The sequence below is a fragment of the Pseudomonas sp. GW821-FHT09D08 genome (assembly GCF_059416305.1).
The window spans coordinates 33,948-54,941 of sequence record NZ_JBWKOX010000011.1 but is presented as its reverse complement, the minus strand read 5'-3'; the positions used below and the strand labels follow the sequence as shown (position 1 = coordinate 54,941).

The window sequence follows — 20,994 nt, the reverse complement described above, 5'->3', positions numbered from 1 at the left end:
TCCTTCACTGAACTCAGGAGCTTTCGATGGACGCCTCCCGCGAACATTACATCCTCAAGATCACCTGCCCGGCGGCGTCCGGGATTGTCGCCGCGATCAGCGCGTGCCTGGCCCAACAACAGTGCTACATCAGCGAGCTGGCGCAGTTCGACGATGAGTTCACCGGGCAGTTTTTCATGCGCGCGGTGTTCCGTTTCAACACCGGCGTGAGCGGCGACATCGGCGCCCTGCGCAAAGGCCTCGGCGACCTGGCCGGTGGCTTCGACATGCACTGGCAGTTGTTCAGCTCGCGCCAACCGACCCGCGTACTGCTGATGGTCAGCAAGTTCGACCACTGCCTCACCGACCTGCTCTACCGCCACCGCAAGGGCGAGATGGACATGCACATCACCGCCGTGGTCTCCAACCACCTGGACCTGCGGGCGATGGCCGAGCGCGAAGGCATCCGCTTCATCTACCTGCCGATCACCCAGGACACCAAGGCCGGCCAGGAAGCCGAGCTGATGCGCATCGTCGAAGACACCCAGACCGACCTGGTGGTGCTCGCGCGCTACATGCAGATCCTGTCCGACGGCCTGTGCCAGCAACTGTCGGGCCGGGCGATCAATATCCACCACTCGTTCCTCCCAGGGTTCAAGGGCGCCAAGCCGTATCACCAAGCCTATGACCGCGGCGTCAAGCTGATCGGCGCCACCGCCCACTACGTCACCAGCGACCTGGATGAAGGCCCGATCATCGAGCAGGAAATCCAGCGCGTCGACCATACCCACCTGCCCGACTCGCTGGTCGCCATCGGCCGCGACACCGAAACCGTGGCCCTTTCCAAAGCCCTGAAATACCACCTGGAACACCGGGTGTTCATCAACCAGGACAAGACAGTGATCTTTCGCTGAAACCTTCAGGAGGCACGCTCATGACCCTACGTGTTGCAATCATCGGTGCCGGCCCATGCGGCCTGGCGCAACTTCGCGCGTTCCAGTCGGCCCGCGACAAAGGCGCCGCCATCCCTGAGCTGGTGTGCTTCGAAAAACAGCAGGACTGGGGCGGCATGTGGAACTACACCTGGCGCACCGGCCTCGACGAGAACGGCGAGCCGGTGCACGGCAGCATGTACCGCTACCTGTGGTCCAACGGCCCCAAGGAATGCCTGGAGTTCGCCGACTACACCTTCGAAGAGCATTTCGGCCGGCCCATCGGTTCCTACCCGCCGCGTGAAGTGCTGTGGGACTACATCAAGGGCCGCGTGGAAAAGGCCGGCGTGCGCGACTACATCCGCTTCAACAATGTGGTGCGCCAAGTCACCTTCGACGAACAGAGCCAGCGTTTCACCCTCTACGCCCACGACTACACCAGCGACACCTTGACCTGCGAAGCATTCGACTACGTGATCAACGCCTGCGGCCACTTCTCCACGCCCAAGGTGCCGTACTTCGAAGGCTTCGAACAGTTCGCCGGGCGCATCCTGCATGCCCACGATTTCCGCGAGGCGCTGGAGTTCAAGGACAAGGACCTGCTGATCGTCGGCAGCAGCTATTCGGCCGAGGACATCGGCTCGCAATGCTACAAATACGGCGCGCGCAGCATCACCAGTTGCTACCGCAGCGCGCCCATGGGCTATGCCTGGCCGGATAACTGGGAAGAAAAGCCACTGCTCCAGCGCCTGGAAAACAACCGCGCGTACTTTATCGACGGCAGCAGCAAGCACATCGACGCGGTAATCCTGTGCACCGGCTACAAGCACCACTTCCCGTTCCTGCCCGATGCACTGAGCCTCAAGACCGACAACCGCCTGTGGCCAATGAACCTCTACAAGGGCGTGTTCTGGGAACCCAACCCCCGCCTGATCTACCTCGGCATGCAGGACCAGTGGTACTCCTTCAACATGTTCGACGCCCAGGCCTGGTATGCCCGCGATGTGATCCTCGGGCGCATTCAACTGCCCGGCCACGCCGACATGGTCGCCGACAGCCAAGCGTGGCACGCACGGGAACAGGTCCTGGAAACCAACCAGCAGATGTTCGAGTACCAGGGCGCCTATATCCAGCAACTGGTGGACGCCACCGACTACCCGAATTTCGACATCGCCGCCGTCAACGAAACCTTCCTGCACTGGAAGCACGACAAGGCGGAAAACATCATGGGCTATCGCGACAAGTCCTATCGCTCGCTGATGACCGGCACCCAGTCGCCGCCGCACCACACGCCGTGGTTGCAGGCCCTGGATGACTCGATGGCGGCGTACCTGGGCGAGCCCGCGACACCCATCAAGTCGGTCGGCTGATGATGAATGCACCGCGTGTTTCCCATCCCCGCGAACCCGGGCTGTTTGCCCGCGCGCCGAACCTGGAACGCTACCGCGTGGCCGCCGGCGGCGTGACCCTGGTCGACTTACAGCCCGGCGACGGCCTGCAAGTGATCGACGTCGAAGGCCGGCAAACCTGCGCACTGCTGGCCCTCGACGCCGGCGGCCGCAGCGCCCTGGCGAGCTGGGGCCTGAGCGGGTCGACGGCGTGCAGCGTGCCTGGGCGTATCGGCCAGGCGCTCCAGCGGCGCGGCATCGACGCACAGGCCTTGCCGCTGGCGGCCTCGCTGTGGGACGCCGACAGCCCGCCCGGCCACAGCCGGCAGTTTGTCGCCGAGGACGCGCTGCTGGTGATCGTCGCTGCCCTCGCCGAGGCCACCGCCGTCGACCGGCAATACCGGCCCAGCCAGCTGCGTCTGATAGTGACGCGGGCCAATTCGTCGCCGCTGCTGCTGCCGGCCCTGCCCGAGCCGTTGGGCGATGTACTCGACGAATTCACCCTGCGCGCGGGCACCGCCCACGGCTACACCGTCGCCAAAGGGCAGTACATCCAGGTGCTGGACGTCGCGGGCCGCCAGTGTTCGGACTTCGTCGCCCTCGACCGGCGCGCCCTGGATCGCGGCGTCGAGCTGGACCTGGACCAGACCGTCACGCGCACCCTGAACGGCAGCGCCTACCCGGCACCGGGGCTGTTCTCGAAGTTTTTCGACCGCCATATGCAACCGATGCTGGAGGTGGTGCAAGACACCGTCGGGCGCCACGATTCATTCGCCCTGGCCTGCGCGGCGCGCTACTACGAAACCCATGGCTATTTCGGGCACGACAACTGCAGCGACAACCTCAGCCGCGTCCTCGCCCCCCATGGCGTGCAGGCGCGCAACGGCTGGCCGGCGATCAATTTCTTCTTCAACACCGGTATCGATGCGCACCAGCAGATGACCCTGGATGAACCCTGGTCACGGCCCGGCGATTACGTGCTGCTGCGGGCCATGACCGACCTGCTGTGTGGCAGTACCTCGTGCCCGGATGACATTGACCCGGCCAATGGCTGGAACCCGACCGACATCCATGTCCGCATCTACAGCGAGAAGGAGCGTTTTTCCATCGCCATGAGCACTCGAACCACGGCGGATGCCGACCCGATCCTCACCCGTGAGTCCGCGTTTCACTCACGTACCCGCGCCCTCACCGGCAGCTTCACCGACTACCGCAATTGGTGGCTGCCGCTGCGCTACGACGGTTACGGCGTCACCGAGGAATACCTCGGTTGCCGCGAACGGGTGGCGGTGATGGACCTGACCGCCCTGCGCAAATTCGAAATCATCGGCCCCGATGCCGAAGCCCTGTTGCAGTACTGCCTGACCCGCGACATACGGCGCCTGGCGGTGGGCCAGGTGGTGTATTCGGCGATGTGCCACGCCCACGGCGGCATGCTCGACGACGGTACCCTGCTGCGCCTGGGCCCGGACAACTTCCGCTGGATCTGCGGCGAAGACTATGCCGGCGTGTGGTTGCGCGAGCAGGCACAGAAACTGGGCATGAAGGTGTGGGTCAAGTCCGCCAGCGAGCAGATTCACAACCTGGCGGTGCAGGGGCCGTTGAGTCGCGAACTGCTCAAGCAGATGGTCTGGACTCCGCCCACGCAACCGAGTGTGGAAACCCTCGGCTGGTTTCGCTTCCTGGTCGGTCGGCTGGACGGTTTCGACGGCTGCCCGTTGATGATTTCGCGCACCGGCTACACCGGCGAACTGGGCTTTGAGGTGTGGTGCCAGCCCGAAGACGCCGAACGGGTCTGGGACCGCATCTGGCAACTCGGCCAACCCTTGGGCCTGGTGCCCCTGGGCCTGGAAGCCCTGGACCTGCTGCGCATCGAAGCCGGGCTGATTTTCGCCGGCTACGAGTTCAGCGATCAGACCGATCCGTTCGAGGCCGGTATCGGTTTCAGCGTGCCGCTCAAGAGCAAGACCGATGACTTTATCGGTCGCGACGCCCTGCTGCGGCGCAGTGCCCATCCCAGCCACAAGCTGGTTGGCCTGCACCTGAGCGGCAACGAGGCCGCCCACCATGGCGACCCGGTGTACCAGGGCCGGGCCCAGGTCGGGGTGATCACCAGTGCCTGCCGGTCACCGCTGCTGGCCAGCAATATCGCACTGTGCCGGGTCGACGTGAGCTGCGCCGAGCCCGGCACTGAACTTGAGATTGGCAAAGTCGATGGCCTGCAGAAGCGCATCAGCGCCACGGTCAGCGCAGCGATTTTCTACGACCCGGACAAAAGCCGGGTGCGCAGCTGATCGTCCCGAAACGTGTGTGCCAACCCATTTTGACTGCCCCAACCTAACCGCTATTCAGACATGGGAATACGAAGATGGAAGCGACGACGTTCGAGGCTGTACCGCAGGCTGCCGGCTCGGTGGGCAGCCTGCACCGCAAGATCGACTGGCGCGGGGCCTTCTGGGTCGCCAGTGGCGTGCCCGCGCTGGTGTTGTTCTCCATCGGTGCGATTGCCGCCACGGTGGGCAAACCGGCATGGATCGTGTGGATCGTGTCGATCCTGTTCGGGTTTATCCAGGCCTTCACCTATGCCGAGATCGCCGGGCTGTTCCCGCACAAATCCGGCGGCGCCTCGGTGTACGGCGCGGTGGCGTGGGTGCGCTACAGCAAGCTGATCGCGCCGGTGTCGGTGTGGTGCAACTGGCTGGCCTGGTCGCCGGTGCTGTCCATCGGTTCGGGGCTGGCGGCGGGGTATATCCTCACAGCGCTGTTTCCCGCCGATGCGTTGATCAACACCTGGCAACTGACCCTGCTGGACCTGGGCTGGGTCAAGAGCGGCCTGTCGTTGCGCATCAACGCGACGTTCGCCATTGGTTTGTTGATTTTGCTCACGGTGTTTGCCGTGCAGCACGGCGGCATCCTGCGGTCGGCGCGCCTGACCCTGGTGCTCGGCGTCACCTCGTTGATTCCGCTGCTGCTGGTGGGCGTGGTGCCGTTGTTCACCGGGGATGCGACCCAGGCCAACTTCCTGCCGCTGTACCCCCTGGCCCATGACGCGGCCGGGCAAGTCATCGATGGGCCGTGGGATATGTCCGGCTGGTCACTGATGGCCGGTGGGCTGTTCATGGCGGCGTGGTCCACCTACGGCTTTGAAACGGCGGTGTGCTACACCCGTGAGTTCAAGGACCCCAAGCGCGACACCTTCAAGGCAATCTTCTACGCCGGCCTGCTGTGCATCCTGGTGTTCACCCTGGTGCCGCTGGCGTTTCAAGGCAGCCTCGGGCTGGGCCAACTGGTGACGCCGGCGGTGCTCGACGCCAGTGGCGCAATCGTGACGCCCGCGGTGTACAGCGGCCTGCTCTCGCCCGCGATCTACAGCGGCATGGGCGTTGGCCAAGTGATGGCCGACAGCATCGGCGGCGGCAAGGTGGTGGCCAATATCGTACTGATCATGCTGGTGCTGGCGACGTTGCTGGCGATCATGACCTCGATGTCCGGTTCGTCGCGCACCCTGTACCAGGCCTCGGTGGATGGCTGGCTGCCCAAGTACCTGGGGCGCACCAACGAACATGGCGCGCCAACCGCGGCGATGTGGACCGACCTGTCGTTCAACCTGCTGCTGTTGCTGATGTCGGACTATGTGTTCGTGCTTGCGGCGTCCAATGTCAGCTACATCATCTTCAACTTCCTCAACCTCAATGCCGGCTGGATCCACCGCCTGGACCGCCCCGACTGGGTGCGCCCGTACAAAGCCCCCACCGTGCTGCTGGCGGCCGGCGCCGTGCTGAGCTTCGTCAACCTGGCCTGCATGGGCCTGGGCGCGGACATCTGGGGCGCAGGCACGCTGGTCACCGGCCTGCTGTTGGCGCTGCTGATCCTGCCGGTGTTCTGCTACCGCCACTATGTACAGGACAAGGGCCGCTTCCCTGCCGCCATGCTCACCGACCTGTATATCCAGGCCGATGACGGCCAGCGCCGCGCCGGCTGGCTGCCCTATGCCACGCTGGTCGCCGGTGTGCTGGTGGTGTATGCCTGCCATCAACTGGTAGCCTGAGCCTTCTGGCCTGCCTATGGCTGAGGGATTCTTATCCCTCAGCGCCTTATTTCCCCAGACAACGGTGACGCTTTTGACCAGCTCTCTCCCCACGCCTGCCCGCGATATCGACGGCAAGGCCATCTCTGCCCAGGTGCTCGACGAGGTTCGCGAAGAGGTCCTGCTGCTAGCCTCGCAGCAAATCTACCCGGCCCTGGCGGTATTGCTGGTGGGCGATGACCCGGCCAGCCACGTCTACGTGCGCAATAAGCTGCTGCGGGCCAAGGAAGTCGGAATTCGCTCCCTGGAATACCGGCTGCCGGAGGATGCCAGCCAGACGCAGGTGCTCGACCTGCTTGCCCAGCTGAATACCGATGCGACGGTCAACGGCATCCTGGTGCAGTTGCCACTGCCGGCGCATATCGACGAGGCCGCGGTGATCCACGCGATCGACCCGATCAAGGACGTGGATGGCTTCCACCGCGAAAACGTCGGTGGCCTGGTGCAAGGCATCGAAGTGCTCACGCCCTGCACGCCCAGCGGCTGCATGCGCCTGCTGCACGAAACCTGCGGCGACTTGAGCGGCTTGCACGCGGTGGTGATCGGGCGTTCGAACATTGTCGGCAAACCCATGGCAACCCTGCTGCTGCAGGCCAACTGCTCGGTCAGCGTGGTGCACTCGCGCAGCATCGATGCACCGGCGCTGTGCCGTTTGGCCGACATCGTCGTCGCCGCCGTAGGCCGGCCGCAGTTGATCGATGCCAGTTGGCTCAAGCCCGGCGCAGTGGTCATTGATGTGGGGATCAACCGCATCACCACCGAGACCGGCACGCGGTTGGTGGGGGATGTGGATTACGCCAGCGCACGCACCGTAGCCAGCGCGATCACGCCGGTGCCCGGCGGTGTGGGACCGATGACGATTGCCTACCTGCTGAAGAACACCCTGGTGGCGAGCCAGCTGCAACGCAGCAAGGCAAATGCGAGAGGGGACTTGCCCCCGATGGCCGTGGCTCAGCTACAACCAAGCTGACTGACAGACCACTGTCGGCGCCTAGGTATCCACAACGCTAACCACGATGCGAAGCGAGCCGCTCTTGCTCTTGCTGTAGATCTTGATCTTGATCTCAGGCGCCCCGTTAACCACGCTGGCCGGAATCCGATAGTGATGTGGGGGGTAAACCGGCAGGGATGCCGGTTTAGCCGCCCCGCGCCATGGATGGCGCGTGGCGGCGGCCCCCCACATCACTGTCGGATTACGGGCACACCGAGCCTAGGCGAGGTGCCGAGTGGTGGGGCGAAGCGTTTTTGGTTACTTTTGGCGCTCTTCCAAAAGTGACCCGCTGTAAGAGCGGAACCCTAAGTGGCCGTTACCGCAGCAACGGATATGTACTCGGCCTGACATCCTGGTCGGCTGTCAGGCCGCCATCGGGGGCAAGTCGAATCGTCGCACCGCCCCTCCCACATTTTGAGCTGCGTTTACTCAGGGGGAATGATCAGTGGTTGTAGGCCCGCTCATTATGCTCGGCCAGGTCCAACCCCATCTCCTCCACCGACTCATGGGCACGCAAGCCAACCAGGGCATTGACCCCCTTGAGGATGATCCAACTGATCACAAAACAGTACACCGTAGTCAGCAGCACCCCCTTGAGCTGGGCAACCAACTGCCCGCCCATGGTCACACCTTCCACCAGGCCCCCCATGGACGGTACACAGAACACCCCGGTCAACACCGCGCCGATCATCCCGCCAATGCCGTGCAGGCCGAACACGTCGAGGCTGTCGTCGTAACCGAAACGGCGCTTCAACACCGTCACGCTCAAGTAGCAGAACACCCCGCACAGCAAGCCGATGGCCAACGCACCGCCGACGCCCACGTAGGCACACGCCGGGGTGATCCCCACCAGGCCGGCCAACGCGCCGCTGGCCAGGCCGAGGGCACTGGGCTTGCCGACCTTGAACCACTCGGTGAACATCCAGCCCAGGATCCCGGCGCAGGCGCCCAACTGAGTGTTGAGCATGACGATGCCCGAGGTGCCGCTGAGGCCGCCACCGGAGCCGATATTGAAGCCGAACCAGCCGACCCAGAGCATCGCCGCACCGGCCATGGTCAGGCTGAGGTTATGCGCCGGCATCGGCGTGTTCTGGTAGCCCTTGCGCTTGCCGAGGATCAGGCACGCAGCGAGCGCAGCCACACCGGCATTGATGTGCACGGCGGTGCCGCCGGCAAAGTCGAGCACGCCCCAGTTATGCATCAAGGCTCCCGAACCGCCCCAGACCATATGCGCCACCGGGGCATAGACCAGGGTGAACCAGATGGCCATGAACAGCAGCGCCGCCGAGAATTTCATGCGTTCGGCAAAGGCGCCGGCGATCAGGGCCGGGGTGATGATGGCGAAGGTCATCTGGAAGGTCACGAACACCCCTTCCGGAATATCCCCCACCAGGCTCTCCGGGGTCATGCCCGCCAGGAAGGCGCGGCTCAGGCCACCGACAAAACTGTTGAAGGTCACCTGTCCTTCGACCATGCCGGTGGTGTCGACCACCATGCTGTAGCCGTAGATCACCCACAGCACGCCCACCAACCCGGCGATGCCGAAACACTGGGTGAACAACGAGAGCATGTTTTTCGCACGGACCAGGCCACCGTAGAACAACGCGAGCCCCGGCAAGCACATGAACAGCACCAGCACGGCGGCGGTGACCATCCAGGCGGTGCTGCCGGTGTTCAAGGTGGGTGCGTCGGCGGCCTGGGCCAAGGGTGCAAAGGCACCGGCCACCAATAAACCGAAGAGGGATTTGCCGAGAAGACGATTGACCATGTTCAAAGCTCCTGCAACAGAAGTGTGTAGGAGCGAGCTTGCTCGCGAAAAACGTCCAGGCAACGCGTTCATCCAGGGTGCCAGCGTTATCGTTGACGATCTTCGCGAGCAAGCTCGCTCCTACAGGGGGGGTAAACTCAGTAACCGGAACCTGGCACCCAACTGGTCCCCGCCAGCGGCACCCGGGCCATGGCGGCCGATTCCACCGTCAGCGCCACCAGGTCCTCGGGGTCGAGGTTGTGCAGGTGCGACTTGCCGCACGCACGGGCCATGGTCTGCGCCTCCAGCACCATCACCCGCAGGTAGTTGGCCAACCGCCGCCCGCCTTCCACCGGGTCGAGGCGCTTGGACAGCTCCGGGTCCTGGGTGGTGATGCCGGCCGGGTCGCGGCCGTTCTGCCAGTCGTCATAGAAGCCGGCGGCCGAGCCGATCTTTTTCAGTTCCGCGTCCAGCCGTGGGTGGTTGTCGCCCAGGGCAATCAGCGCCGCCGTGCCGATGGCGACCGCATCCGCGCCCATCGCCATGGCCTTGGCCACATCGGCACCGTTGCGAATCCCGCCCGAGACGATCAACTGGACCTTGCGGTGCATGCCCATCTCTTGCAAAGCCTGTACCGCTTGCGGGATGGCCGACAAAATCGGGATGCCCACATGCTCGATAAACACTTCCTGGGTCGCGGCAGTACCGCCTTGCATGCCGTCGAGCACGATCACATCGGCACCGGCCTTGACCGCCAGCTTCACGTCGTAATACGGCCGGCTCGCGCCGATTTTCACGTAGATCGGTTTTTCCCAATCGGTGATTTCGCGCAGCTCGGCAATCTTGATCGCCAGGTCGTCGGGGCCGGTCCAGTCCGGGTGGCGGCAGGCGCTGCGCTGGTCCACGCCGATGGGCAAGGTGCGCATGCCGGCCACACGCTCGGTGACTTTCATGCCGAGCAACATGCCGCCACCGCCGGGCTTGGCGCCCTGGCCGAGGACGATTTCGATGGCGTCGGCCTTGCGCAAATCATCCGGGTTCATGCCGTAGCGTGATGGCAGGTACTGATACACCAGGTGCTGGGACTGGCCGCGCTCTTCCGGGGTCATGCCGCCGTCACCGGTGGTGGTGCTAGTGCCGGCGATGGTCGCGCCACGGCCCAGGGCTTCCTTGGCGTTGGCCGACAACGCACCGAAGCTCATGCCGGCGATGGTCACCGGGATCTTCAGGTGGATCGGCTTCTTGGCGAAGCGGTTGCCGAGGATCACATCGGTGCCGCACTTCTCGCGATAGCCTTCCAGCGGGTAGCGCGACACGCTGGCGCCGAGCAGCAGCAAGTCATCGAAGTGCGGCAACTTGCGCTTGGTGCCGCCACCGCGAATGTCGTAGATGCCGGTTTCGGCGGCACGCTGGATTTCCTGGATGGTCAGGCGGTCGAAGGTGGCCGACTCGCGCAGGACCGGAGGGGTTTGTTCAGTCATGGTGAAGCTCCTGATCAGTACGCGGAGGCGTTATCGACTTTGAAGTTGTAGAGTTGACGGGCCGAGCCGTAGCGCTTGAAATCCGCCGCCTGGTGGGCGAAGCCGGCGCGGTCGAGCAGTTCCTGCAACTCTTGCAGGTGCTCGCTGCGCATCTCTTTTTCGACGCAGTCCGAGCCCAGGGACTCCACCGTGCCTTTCACGTAGATATGGGTTTCGTAGAGCGAATCCCCCAGCGCATCGCCGGCGTCGCCGCACACCACCAGGCGCCCGGCCTGGCCCATGAAGCAGCTCATATGGCCAATGCTGCCGCCGACGACGATGTCGATGCCCTTCATGGAAATCCCGCAACGCGCGCCCGCATCGCCCTCAATCACCAGCAAACCGCCATGGGCCGTGGCCCCGGCGGCCTGGGACGCGCTGCCTTTGACGCGCACCGAGCCGGACATCATGTTCTCGGCGCAGCCCACGCCGACATTGCCGTGCACGGTAATCGAGGCCTGCTGGTTCATGCCCGCGCAGTAGTAGCCGGCGTGGCCCTCGATATCGATGGACACGGCCTGGTTCACCCCTACCGCAAGGTTGTGCTTGCCGTTGGAATGGGTCACGCGCCACTCGTTGTCGATGGCCTGGGCGTGCAGCGCCTGGTTGAGGTCACGCACGGTGGCGGTGGAAAGATCGATGGTTTTCATGTGTGCGCTCCTTAAGCTGACGGGCGTTCCCAGATGTACAACGTGGCCGGTGCCGGCTCCCAGATCCGCGCGTTTTCGATGCCCGGCAGGCTCGACAGCGCCTGGTACTCGGAGGCCATGGCGACGTAGTCGTCGGTCTCGGCCAAGATCGCCGGCTTGCACGCAATCGGGTCGCGGATCACCGCAAAGCCGTTGCGCGTGCCGATGGCGAAGGTGAAGAAGCCGTCGAGGTCTTCCAGGGAGTGGTCCAGCGCCTCTTTGAGCGAATCACCCTGTTGCAGGCGCCAGGTCAGGTAGCCGGCGGCGACTTCGGTGTCGTTGTCGGTTTCGAAGTGGATGCCTTCGCGCTTGAGTTCCTGGCGCAGGCGGAAGTGGTTGGACAGCGAGCCGTTGTGCACCAGGCACAGGTCGGCGCCGGTGGAGAACGGGTGGCTGCCTTCCATGGTCACCGCGCTTTCGGTGGCCATGCGCGTGTGGCCGATGATGTGGCTGCCCTGCATGTTTGCCAGGCCGAAGCGTTGGGAAATTTCCTGGGGCAGGCCCATGCCCTTGAGGATCTCGATGCTCTGCCCGGCGCTCATGATGCGCACGCTCGGCGCCACTTCGGCCAGGGCCAGGCGCACCGGGGTTTCGTCGGCGTGGATCTTCAATACGGCGGCGCTGGCGTTCTGGAACCAGTCCAGGGAACAGCCGAGGCGCCCTTCCAGCTCGCCCATCAAGCCTTTCCAGTCGAAGGCTTCGGTGGTGGCTTGCAGGGTCAGCTTGACCCAGCCATCGGCGACTTCATCGCCGTAGATGGCGAAACCGGCGCTGTCCGGGCCACGGTCGGTCATGGCTTGCAGCATGGGTTCAAACAGCTGGCCGAGCTGGGGCTCCAGCTGCGGATTCTTCAGGTACAGGCCTACGATTCCACACATAACAAGTCTCCGTCACACGGTGTCAGAAAAATTCGGTATAGCGCTGGATTTCCCAGTCGCTCACATGGCGGCTGTACTCCACCCACTCCATGCGCTTGAGCTTGATGAACTCGCCCACGATCTGCGGGCCGAGCACTTCGGCGAACAGCGCGTCGGCTTCCAGCGCGTCGCAGGCTTCCTTGAGGGATTGCGGCAGGGTCTTGATGCCGCGCTCGGCGATCTGCTCAAGGCTCAGGCTGTAGAGGTTTTCGTTGCAGACGTGGTCGATTTCCAGCTGACGATCGATACCGTCCAGGCCCGCGGCGATGATCGCGGCGCTGACCAGGTAGGGGTTGCAGCCGGCATCCGGCAGGCGGAACTCCAGGCGGCCATACGGCACGCGCACCATGGCCGAGCGGTTGTTGGCGCCAAACGCAATAAAGGCCGGGGCCCAGGTGGCGCCGGACAACGAGTTGCCGACCACCAGGCGCTTGTAGGAGTTGACCGTGGGCGCGGCGAACGCACACAGCGCCGGGCCATGGGCGAGCAAGCCGGCGGCGAAGTGATAGGCGAGTGTCGACAGGCCCATGCCGCTCGGGTCGCTGGCGTCATGGAACAGGTTTTTGTTCTCGGCGCTGCTGATCGACAGGTGAAAGTGCATGCCGTTGCCGGCGCGTTTCGGGTCGGGCTTGGGCATGAAGGAGCAGATCATGCCCAGGTCATTGGCGATCTCGCCGGCGGCCATGCGGAAGAAGGTGAAGCGGTCGGCGGAGGTCAAGGCGTCGCTGTAGGTGTAATTGATCTCGAACTGGCCGTTGGCGTCCTCGTGGTCGATTTGATAGACCTCGAAATCCACCGCCTGCAAGGCTTCGGTCAGGCGCTCGAGGAACACCCGCGAACGCGACAGGCCCTTGTAGTCGTAGCAAGGCTTGTCGAGGTTGTCGCTGGGGTCCACCAGTTGCAGCTTGCCCTGCTCGTCGCGGCGCATCAGGTTGAACTCGGGCTCCAGGCCGGTGTTCAGCGTCCAGCCCTTGTCCTGCAGGCGCTGCACTTGTTGCTGCAACACGTAGCGGCTGTCGTAGGGATGGGGCTTGCCGTCGACATGCCCGACGCACACCACGCGCCCATAACCCGGCTGCCAGGGTACCGGGGTCAAGGTCGACAGATCGCCGCGCGCCATGAAGTCCGGGCCGTGGGGCTCCATGCCCATGCCGCTGATGGCAAACCCGGCAAACCCCGCGCCCTCTTCGGCCACGGTCTTGAGCCCGCAGAGGGGCACCGACTTGGTCTTGGCCGCACCGTGTATATCCACAAACTGCGCAAGCACGTATTTGATCCCGTGCTTGTCGATGATGCGCTGGGTTTCTGCTGGCAACATTGCGTGTCACTCCTCGCGAAAGGCAAAACCGTGTGGGTGGGCCTAGGCTGTCTTTTTATTCCTAAAAAGAAAGTTAGTTTCCCTACAGGAATGCAATACCCTTGCCAGAATCGCGATCGACACATCGAAGTGGGTGGAGCTGCGCTTTTGTGCTGTATATATGGGAAAATTCTTTTCCCCGCAGGAATACGCACAGCGGGGTGGCCTTCAAGTGCCAGACCTTGCACTTTCCCAGTGCGAAAATAATATTACTGAACGGAAACCGTGCAGGAGCCGATGATCATGTCCACCGAAACCGCCCCGCGCCTCAAGCTCGAGCAATACCTGGGGCTGCAGATCAAACGCCAGCGCCAGGCCCAGGACCTGAAGCTGTCCGACGTGGCGAAGATTGCCGATATCAGCCAGGGCATGTTGAGCAAGATCGAGAACGCCCAGGTCTCCACCAGCCTCGATACCTTGAGCCGCCTGTGCGATGTGCTCGGGCTGCCGCTGTCGAAGTTATTCAGCGAATACGATCAGCAGGATGGCAGCGCCTTGCTGGTCAAGGCCGACCAGGGCATGGAAGTGGTGCGCCGTGGGACGGAGAAGGGGCATACCTATCACCTGCTCAACCACACGCGCGGTCCGAAGAAGAGCTTCGAGGCGTACATGGTCAGCATGGATGACGCCAGCGAGGAGTTCCCGACCTTTGCTCATCCGGGGACGGAGTTTCTGCATTTGCTGGAGGGGGAGTTGATTTACCGGCATGGCAACCAGCTGTATCGGATGGAGGCCGGGGACAGCTTGACGTTTGAGGGCGAGATCCCCCACGGCCCGGAGCAGTTGGTGCAGGTGCCGATTCGGTTGTTGTCGATCATGAACTACGGCAACGACAAGGAATAATCCGAACTCGCGATACACCTGAAGCACAGAGATTCAACTGTGGGAGGGGGCTTGCTCCCGATAAGGGAATGTCAGTGAATGCATTTGTCATTGACCCACCCTTATCGGGAGCAAGCCCCCTCCCACATTTTTAACTGCATTCGATGCCGTCCTGCCCGCTAAAAATTTCTCCTCAGTTAAAAAACTTTCCCAAAACCCCTGGACGCCCTGCCCCCATTCCCCTATAAAGCCACTTCAGGAATATTTTATTCCCCACAAGAAAACGCGCTCAAGGAATGAGCCTGCTGTCCTCAGACATTTTTTCGCTATGCGATGAGCTGCCGCCATCATCCCGAGGACGTGTCATGCAACACGAAAAAAACCATTTCATCATCAAGGTGACGTGCCCCGCCGTGTCCGGCATCGTCGCTGCCGTCACCACTTACCTGGCGGACAAGGCGTGCTACATCGGGGAAATGGCGCAGTTCGACGATGACTTCAGCGGCCGCTTTTTCATGCGTGCGGTGTTCCGTTTCAACGATGGCCACACAGGCGACCTGCAAGCGATCAGAGACGGTTTCGCCGATGTCGCCCAGGCCTTCGACATGCAGTGGGAGCTGTACGACACCCGCGAGCCGATGCGCGTGATGCTGATGGTGAGCAAGTTCGACCACTGCCTCACCGACCTGCTCTACCGCTACCACAAGGGCGAGATGGACATGACCATCACCGCCATCGTCTCCAACCACCTCGACCTGCGGCCGATGGCCGAGCGCGAGGGCATTCGCTTTATCTACCTGCCGGTGTCCAGGGACAACAAGGCCGCGCAGGAAGCCGAGCTGATGAAGATCGTCGATGACACCCGCACCGAGCTGGTGGTGTTGGCGCGCTACATGCAGATCCTCTCCGACGACCTGTGCCGGCAACTGTCGGGACGGGCGATCAATATCCACCATTCGTTCCTGCCCGGTTTCAAGGGTGCCAAGCCCTATCACCAGGCGTATCAACGCGGCGTGAAGTTGATCGGTGCCACCGCGCACTATGTGACCAGCGACCTGGATGAGGGCCCGATCATCGAGCAGGAAGTGCAGCGCGTCGACCACGTGTACAAGCCCGACGACCTCGTCGCCATCGGCCGCGACACCGAAACCGTGGCCCTGTCCAAGGCGGTCAAGTACCACCTGGAGCACCGGGTCTTCCTCAATCAGGACAGAACGGTGGTGTTCCGGTGAGCGCGCATAAGCTGATCGACGGCAAAGCCGCCGCGGCGCGCGTGCTGCTGCAAGTGCGCGAGGACGTGGCGCGGCTGCATGGGCAGGCTATTCAACCGGCGCTGGCGGTGATCCTGGTGGGCAGCGACCCGGCCAGCCAGGTCTATGTGCGCAACAAGATCCTGCGCGCCGAAGAGGTGGGCATCCGCTCCGTGGAGCATCGCCTGCACGGCGATACCAGCACCGAACACTTGTTGATCCTGATCGGCCAATTGAATGCCGACCCGGCGATCCACGGCATCCTCCTGCAATTGCCGTTGCCGGCGCAGATGGACGAACTGCGCGCCCTGGAGGCCATCGCGCCGGAGAAGGACGTCGACGGGTTTCACAGCCAGAACGTCGGCGGCCTCAGCCAGGGCCGCGCAGTGCTCACGCCGTGCACCCCGAGCGGTTGCCTGTATCTGTTGGAGCAAACCTGCGGCGACCTGCGTGGCAAACACGCGGTGGTGATCGGCCGTTCGAACATCGTCGGCAAGCCCATGGCCGCGCTGCTGCTCAAGGCGGATTGCTCGGTGACCGTGCTGCATTCACGCAGCCACGACGCCCAGGCCCTGTGTCGCCAGGCCGATATCGTGATCGCCGCCGTGGGCCGCGCCCGCTTGATTGACGCGAGCTGGTTGAAGCCCGGCGCGGTGGTGATCGATGTCGGCATCAACCGCATCGACGACGACGGCCGCAGCCGCCTGGTGGGTGATGTCGACTTCGACAGCGCCCTGCCCCATGTCGCCGCCATCACCCCGGTGCCCGGCGGTGTCGGGCCGATGACCATTGCCTTCCTGATGAAAAACACCGTGGCCGCCGCCCTGGCGCAACACCACGCCCTACGCAGCCAATCGGAGGCCGTATGCCATTCAATCTATTGAAATACGGGCTGAGTTCGGAGTACCCGGTGGAGGTGGACCTGCCACCGCCCAAGGAACTCAAGTCGAGTTACGACGTGGTGATCATCGGCGCCGGTGGCCATGGCCTGGCGACGGCCTACTACCTGGCCAAGTACCACGGCATCACCAACATAGCGGTGCTGGAAAAGGCCTACCTGGGCGGCGGCAATACCGCGCGCAATACGGCGGTGATCCGCTCCAACTACCTCACCAGCGAAGGCGTTCGTTTCTACGCCGAGTCGGTGAAGATGTTCCAGTCGCTGTCCAACGAATTCGATTTCAACATCATGTACTCCGAGCGCGGCCAACTGACCCTGGCCCACACCGACGCCACCGTGCGTTCGTTCCGCCAGCGCGCCGAGGTCAACAAGCACTTCGGCGGGCGTACCGAGATGATCGACCGCCAACAGATCCGCGAGCTGGTGCCCAGCCTCAACCTCGACCCCGGCCACTTGCCGGTAATCGCCGGGCTCTGGCATATCGACGGCGCCACCGCGCGTCACGATGCCGTGGCCTGGGGCTACGCCAAGCAGGCGGCCAAGCGTGGCGTGGAAATCCATCAGCTCACTGAAGTGCAGGACCTGGTGATCGAGAACGGCGCCATCACCGCGGTGAAAACCAATCGCGGCACCATCCAGTGCGGCTGCGCGGTACAGGCGATTGCCGGGCACAGCTCGCTGCTGATGGCCAAGGCCGGTATCCGTTCGCCGATCCAGACCTTCCCGTTGCAGGCCATGGTCACCCAGCCGTTCAAGCCGTTCCTCGACCCGTTGGTGAGTTCCTCGGCCCTGCACTGCTACGTGCAGCAAACCAGCCGGGGCGAAGTGGTGTTCGGTGGCGGTTCCGACCCGTACCCGCTGTTCAACACGCGCTCGACCCTGGACCTCAAGGAAAGCCTGTTGGCCCATGCCATCGAGATGTTCCCGTTCCTGGCCAACGCCAAGTTGATGCGCCAGTGGGCCGGGATCACCGACATGACCCCCGACTACAGCCCGATCATGGGCCTGTCGCCGCTGAAGAATTACTACCTCGACGCCGGCTGGGGCACCTGGGGCTTCAAGGCCACGCCGATCTGCGGCAAGACCATGGCCGAGCTGGTCGCCAGCGGCGGCAAGGTGCCGGACTTGATCAAGCCCTTCGGCCTCGAACGTTTCTCGACCTTCCAGCAAGTCAACGAAATGGGCGCCACAGCGGCCAGCCACTGACGGAGAGCAGACGATGAAAATCATGATTTGCCCGCTCAACGGGCCGCGCAATATCAGCGAGTTCACCTACGGCGGTGAATTCAAACCGATGCCCGATCCGGTGACCTGCAGCGATGCCGAATGGGCCGACTACGTGTTCAACACCGACAACCTCGCCGGTGTGGTGCGCGAATGGTGGATGCACACGCCGTCCAGTTACTGGTTCCTCGCCGAGCGCCACACGGTCACCGACGAGATCCTGCGCACCTTCGATCCGCGCGAAGTGTTCACTACCCGCGTCGACTTCACCACCGCCAAGGAGATCGCCGGATGAACCGCCTCCCCGCCCCCATGGGCCTGCTGATCCAGCGTGACCAGCCACTCGATTTCAGTTTCGACGGCCTGCCCTACCAAGGTTTGCAGGGCGACAGCATCGCCAGCGCGCTGCTCGCCAACGGGCGCTTCCTGATGTCGCGCTCGTTCAAATACCACCGCCCACGCGGCCCGCTGACCATGGCCGGCCATGACGCCAACAGCCTGGTGCAACTGCCCCGCGAACCCAACGTATTGGCCGATGCCCACGCGCTGTCCGCCGGCCTGGCGGTGACGGCGCAGAACGTCAACGGCTCGCTGGATAACGACAAGGACGCCTACCTGGGCAAGTTCTCCAAGTTCATGCCGGTGGGTTTCTACTACCGATCGTTCTACAAGCCCAAGGGCATGTGGAAAGTCTGGGAGCCGATCATCCGCAAAAAGGCCGGCCTGGGCGTGCTCGACCTGACCTTCCAGCCCGAGTACTACGACAAGGCCTACCTGTTCACCGACCTCGCCGTGATCGGCGCCGGACCCGCTGGCTTGCAGGCCGCGCTGACCGCCGCGAATGCCGGGGCCAAGGTGCTGCTGATCGAGCAGCAGCCGATCCTCGGCGGGTCGCTGACCTACGCGCGCTTCGATATTGCCGGCACCCGTGCCGACACCTTGCGCCGCGAGTTGCTCGGCGCGGTGCAGCAACACGCGAATATCCAGGTGCTCACCGACGCCACCTGCAATGCCTGGTTCACCGACAACTACCTGCCGGTGATCCAGGGCAAGCGCCTGTACAAAGTGCGCGCGCAACAGTGCCTGGTGTGCAGCGGTTCGTTCGACCAACCGGTGGTCTTCCGCAACAACGACCTGCCGGGGGTGATGCTCACCAGCGCCGCGCAACGCCTGATGAAGCTCTATGCAGTCAAGCCCGGCAAGCGCGCGGTAGTGCTCACCGGCAACGATGACGGCTACCTCGCCGCCCTCGACCTGCATGACCAGGGCGTGGACGTGGCCGCCGTGATCGACCTGCGTAATGCCCCGGCGGACAAAGCCCTGCCGGGCGCGCTGGCCCAGCGCAAGATCCCGTGCCTGAACAACAGCACGGTGTTCGAGGCCCTGCATGAAAAAGGCCTGCGCCATGTGAAGGGCGTCGACGTGCGCCAGATCACCGGCCAGGGCCAGATCAGCACCAGCGGGCACGTGATCGACTGCGACCTGCTGTGCATGTCGGCCGGCTATATGCCGGTCTATCAATTGCTATGCCAGGCCGGTGGCAAGCTGGCCTATGACGACGCACGAGCGGAGTTCAGCCTCAGTGGCCTGCCGCGCAACCTGGGCGTGGCCGGTTCCGTACACGGTCGGCATCAACTGGACAATGTGCTGGCGGATGGGACCAACGCCGCCGCCGACAGCCTGCGCGCCCTCGGTTTGAACAGCCCGAGCCCGCCTGCAGCGTTGCGCAGCGAAGCCCAGGTCAACTTCCACTGGCCGATCTTCCCGCACCCCAAGGGCAAGGATTTCGTCGACTTCGACGAAGACCTGCAAGTGGCAGACATCGTCAACGCCACCCGCATCGGCTACCGCGATGTGCAGTTGGTCAAGCGTTACTCCACGGTCGGCATGGGTCCGTCCCAGGGACGTCACTCGGCGCTGCCGACCGCACGGCTGGTGGCCTGGGCGACCCAGCGCACGATCAGCGAAACCGGGGTCACCACCGCACGGCCGCCGTTCGTGGCGGAAAAACTCGCCCATGTCGCCGGACGGGCCTTCGACCCTTACCGCCAAACGCCGATGCACGCGCGCCATGTGCAAGCCGGGGCGAAGATGATGCCTGCCGGTATCTGGCAGCGCCCGGCCTATTACGGCAAGCCCCAGGACCGCGAAGCGTGCATGCAGGCCGAAGCGCTGCACGTGCGCAACAAGGTCGGTCTGATCGATGTGTCCACCCTCGGTGGCCTGGACGTGCGCGGCCCGGACGCCGCCGAGTTGCTCAACCGCATGTACACCTTCGCGTTCCTCAAGCAGCCGGTGGGCCGTTCGCGTTATGCACTGATGACCAACGAACACGGCGTGGTGATCGACGACGGCGTGTGCGCACGGCTGGCCGACAAGCATTTCTACGTCACCGCCACCACCAGCGGCGTCGACCGCATCTACCAGCAGATGCTCAAGTGGAACGCACAGTGGCGCCTGGACGTGGACGTGACCAACGTCACGGCAGCGATCTGTGCGGTGAACCTCGCCGGGCCGGATTCGCGCAAGGTGCTGGAGCAGGTGTGCAGCGACCTCGACCTGAGTGCCGAAGGCTTCCCCTACCTGGGCGTGCGCCAGGGCACGGTGGCCGGAATCAAGGCACGCTTGCTGCGGGTTGGGTTCGTCGGCGAGCTGGGCTATGAAATCCACGTACCGGCACGCCACGGCCTGGCGTTGTGGGACGCGTTGATGACAGCCGGCAAGGCCTTTGACATTCGCCCCTTCGGCGTCGAAACCCAACGCCTGCTGCGCCTGGAAAAAGGCCACGTGATCATCAGCCAGGACACCGACGGCATGACTCACCCGGCAGAAATCGACATGGGCTGGGCGGTCAGCCGCAACAAGCCGTTCTTCGTCGGCCGCCGCTCGGTGGACATCCTTGAAGCCCAGCCGCTGAAACGCAAACTGGTGGGCTTCAGCCTGCCCAAGGGCAGCGTGCAACCGCTGGAAGGCCACCTGGTGCTCAACGGCGCGGACATCAGCGGCAACGTCACCTCCTGTGAATATTCCGCCAGCCTGGGCCGCATCATCGGCCTAGCCTACGCCGGGATCGACCAGAGCACACCGGGGCAGCGCATTCCGATTCGCGTCGAGGGCGGCATCGTCGTCCAGGCCGAGGTGGTGCAACTGCCGTTCTTCGACCCCACCCACCAACGCCAGGAGGGTTAAG

16 protein-coding genes are annotated in these 20,994 nt (G+C 63.7%); 11 read left to right on the top strand and 5 right to left on the bottom strand.

What is annotated here, in order from left to right; all coding sequences use genetic code 11:
- The first annotated feature begins 26 nt into the window (after positions 1–26).
- The 5 genes from purU (AC07OP_RS19250) (at position 27) to folD (AC07OP_RS19230) (ending at position 7,356) form a co-directional block, all read left to right on the top strand.
- A complete protein-coding gene (gene purU / locus AC07OP_RS19250; RefSeq protein ID WP_065939724.1) occupies positions 27–893 on the top strand; it encodes a formyltetrahydrofolate deformylase in 867 nt (288 codons plus the stop codon).
- 20 nt (positions 894–913) lie between these two features.
- Positions 914–2,281, top strand: a complete 1,368-nt coding sequence (locus AC07OP_RS19245) for a trimethylamine monooxygenase (protein ID WP_495102174.1) — start codon at positions 914–916, stop codon at positions 2,279–2,281.
- A gap of 2 nt (positions 2,282–2,283) precedes the next feature.
- Positions 2,284–4,593: a trimethylamine N-oxide demethylase gene (locus AC07OP_RS19240; RefSeq protein ID WP_495102228.1), complete on the top strand. Its 2,310-nt coding sequence runs from the start codon at positions 2,284–2,286 to the stop codon at positions 4,591–4,593.
- Positions 4,594–4,667: 74 nt separating this feature from the next.
- On the top strand, positions 4,668–6,347 hold the full coding sequence (locus AC07OP_RS19235; protein WP_098479811.1) for an APC family permease: 1,680 nt from the start codon (positions 4,668–4,670) through the stop codon (positions 6,345–6,347).
- A 73-nt stretch (positions 6,348–6,420) separates the two neighbouring features.
- A complete protein-coding gene (folD, locus tag AC07OP_RS19230) occupies positions 6,421–7,356 on the top strand; it encodes a bifunctional methylenetetrahydrofolate dehydrogenase/methenyltetrahydrofolate cyclohydrolase FolD (RefSeq protein ID WP_495102173.1) in 936 nt (311 codons plus the stop codon).
- A 463-nt stretch (positions 7,357–7,819) separates the two neighbouring features.
- Here the strand turns inward: folD (AC07OP_RS19230) and AC07OP_RS19225 are convergent, their stop codons facing one another.
- From AC07OP_RS19225 to glnT, 5 genes are all read right to left on the bottom strand, one after another.
- Positions 7,820–9,145, bottom strand: a complete 1,326-nt coding sequence (locus AC07OP_RS19225; protein WP_495102172.1) for an ammonium transporter — start codon at positions 9,143–9,145, stop codon at positions 7,820–7,822.
- 137 nt (positions 9,146–9,282) lie between these two features.
- Positions 9,283–10,605, bottom strand: coding sequence for an FMN-binding glutamate synthase family protein (locus AC07OP_RS19220; protein WP_027603581.1), 1,323 nt, complete (start codon positions 10,603–10,605; stop codon positions 9,283–9,285).
- Positions 10,606–10,619: 14 nt separating this feature from the next.
- On the bottom strand, positions 10,620–11,294 hold the full coding sequence (locus AC07OP_RS19215) for a GltB/FmdC/FwdC-like GXGXG domain-containing protein (RefSeq protein WP_027603580.1): 675 nt from the start codon (positions 11,292–11,294) through the stop codon (positions 10,620–10,622).
- Positions 11,295–11,305: 11 nt separating this feature from the next.
- A complete protein-coding gene (locus tag AC07OP_RS19210; RefSeq protein WP_495102171.1) occupies positions 11,306–12,211 on the bottom strand; it encodes a class II glutamine amidotransferase in 906 nt (301 codons plus the stop codon).
- A gap of 22 nt (positions 12,212–12,233) precedes the next feature.
- On the bottom strand, positions 12,234–13,568 hold the full coding sequence (gene glnT, locus AC07OP_RS19205) for a type III glutamate--ammonia ligase (RefSeq protein WP_495102170.1): 1,335 nt from the start codon (positions 13,566–13,568) through the stop codon (positions 12,234–12,236).
- A gap of 282 nt (positions 13,569–13,850) precedes the next feature.
- Here glnT and AC07OP_RS19200 point away from each other — a divergent pair, with 282 nt between their 5' ends.
- From AC07OP_RS19200 to AC07OP_RS19175, 6 genes are all read left to right on the top strand, one after another.
- The gene (locus tag AC07OP_RS19200) at positions 13,851–14,450 is read left to right on the top strand and encodes a helix-turn-helix domain-containing protein (protein WP_053139883.1); all 600 of its coding nucleotides are present in this window, start codon (positions 13,851–13,853) and stop codon (positions 14,448–14,450) included.
- A gap of 344 nt (positions 14,451–14,794) precedes the next feature.
- Entirely contained in the window at positions 14,795–15,661 is an 867-nt protein-coding gene (gene purU, locus AC07OP_RS19195) for a formyltetrahydrofolate deformylase (protein ID WP_027603576.1), read from the top strand.
- Complete coding sequence (folD, locus tag AC07OP_RS19190; RefSeq protein ID WP_495102169.1) at positions 15,658–16,563, top strand: bifunctional methylenetetrahydrofolate dehydrogenase/methenyltetrahydrofolate cyclohydrolase FolD; 906 nt, start codon at positions 15,658–15,660, stop codon at positions 16,561–16,563. Before purU (AC07OP_RS19195) ends, folD (AC07OP_RS19190) begins: the two co-directional genes overlap by 4 nt.
- Complete coding sequence (locus AC07OP_RS19185; RefSeq protein WP_495102168.1) at positions 16,545–17,786, top strand: FAD-dependent oxidoreductase; 1,242 nt, start codon at positions 16,545–16,547, stop codon at positions 17,784–17,786. Before folD (AC07OP_RS19190) ends, AC07OP_RS19185 begins: the two co-directional genes overlap by 19 nt.
- A gap of 13 nt (positions 17,787–17,799) precedes the next feature.
- Positions 17,800–18,099, top strand: a complete 300-nt coding sequence (locus AC07OP_RS19180; protein ID WP_027603573.1) for a sarcosine oxidase subunit delta — start codon at positions 17,800–17,802, stop codon at positions 18,097–18,099.
- A complete protein-coding gene (locus AC07OP_RS19175; RefSeq protein ID WP_495102167.1) occupies positions 18,096–20,993 on the top strand; it encodes a 2Fe-2S iron-sulfur cluster-binding protein in 2,898 nt (965 codons plus the stop codon). The genes AC07OP_RS19180 and AC07OP_RS19175 overlap by 4 nt, the downstream gene beginning before the upstream one ends.
- Position 20,994: the final 1 nt, after the last annotated feature.